The organism is Gordonia sp. UBA7860 (assembly GCF_002500165.1).
Taxonomy (GTDB): Bacteria; Actinomycetota; Actinomycetes; order Mycobacteriales; family Mycobacteriaceae; genus Gordonia; species Gordonia sputi.
Window position 1 is genome coordinate 6577 of sequence record NZ_DLSO01000002.1, and the last position, 1057, is coordinate 7633.

Below are 1057 nucleotides of genomic sequence, written 5' to 3' on the forward strand. Positions count from 1 at the left end.
ACGACGAGTACGCCGCGGCGGTCGAGGAGGTGCGGGTGCTGCAGCGGCGGCTCGACGCGTTCACCGATTCGGCCGCCGACGGCGACGTCACGCCTGCGGCACTCGCACGCATCGAGGCGAAGCTCCGTCCGCAGATCGAGGCGGCGGAGCGGCGGGCTCGATCGTTGATTCAGTCGCCGATCGTGGCGCAGATGGTGGGTGCGGGAGCGCGTGAACGGTGGGAAGTGTTGTCGATACGGGATCGGCGTGAACTGATTCGTGCGCTCGTCGACGTCCGGATCATGCGAGTCGGGGTCGGTCGCCGGTCGAAGGCGTCGCTGTCGGAGGGGTTCGAACTCACCTGGCGGTGATGTCGCCGCGGAGTCGGCGGAGTCGGTTGACGAGGATCGGGTTGTGCGCCAATGCGTCTTCTCGGTCGAGGAGGTTGTTCACCTTCTGCCAGAAGCGGGTGACGGTGATGCCGAATTCGGCGCGGATAGCGTCGGCGTGGCTGCCGCGCGCCCGCCAGTGCTGGTCGGCGAAGTCGAGGAGTCGGCGGTCGGCATCGGTGAGGGTCATCCTGCGTTGGGCCCCATGAGGCATTGCGGGTTGTCGCAGTCGCCATCGCCGACGGGCGCGTCTTTGTCGATCATCCCGTCACCGTTCTTGTCCCACTCGGGTGGGAGTCCGTTGTTGAAGTCGTGGTTTTCGCCGGGCACCGTTCCGCGCGGATATTCGGTCGTGGGCTCTGCTGTTGCGGGTGCCTGTTGTTCGGCGGTCGGCTCCGGTGTCGCGGCGTCCGGCGTGGTGGTGGCCGGCGTCGGGGCGGGCCCCAACACCTTCGCTGCACCGCCGGGAAGCTTCCACTCGATCCGCTTCCCGTTGACCTTGTAGCCGATCGCGACGGGCCCACCCTTCTCGGTGCCGACGGGGATGTCGAGTGTGGTGGCGCCCTTCGCTTTCGAGTTCGGCGGAAGGTCGATGATGCTGGTTTCGCCGTCGCAGTTCGTGCCCGCGAGGTCGTCGTGGAGTTGCGAGATCGTGAGGTTGTCCGCGATCTCGCCGTCGGGCGCGACGA

1 protein-coding gene and 2 pseudogenes are annotated in these 1057 nt (G+C 67.5%); 1 reads left to right on the forward strand and 2 read right to left on the reverse strand.

The annotated features are described in order from the left end of the window. A pseudogene (locus B3T59_RS00100) lies at positions 1 to 350 on the forward strand (recombinase family protein); the annotation flags it as partial. Here the strand turns inward: B3T59_RS00100 and B3T59_RS00105 are convergent. Together B3T59_RS00105 and B3T59_RS00110 are read right to left on the reverse strand one after the other, a co-directional pair. After that, entirely contained in the window at positions 337 to 558 is a 222-nt protein-coding gene (locus B3T59_RS00105; protein WP_287001198.1) for a DUF3263 domain-containing protein, read from the reverse strand. The pseudogene B3T59_RS00100 and the gene B3T59_RS00105 overlap by 14 nt on opposite strands. Beyond that, a pseudogene (locus B3T59_RS00110) lies at positions 555 to 1057 on the reverse strand (hypothetical protein); the annotation flags it as partial. The pseudogene B3T59_RS00110 and the gene B3T59_RS00105, both read right to left, overlap by 4 nt.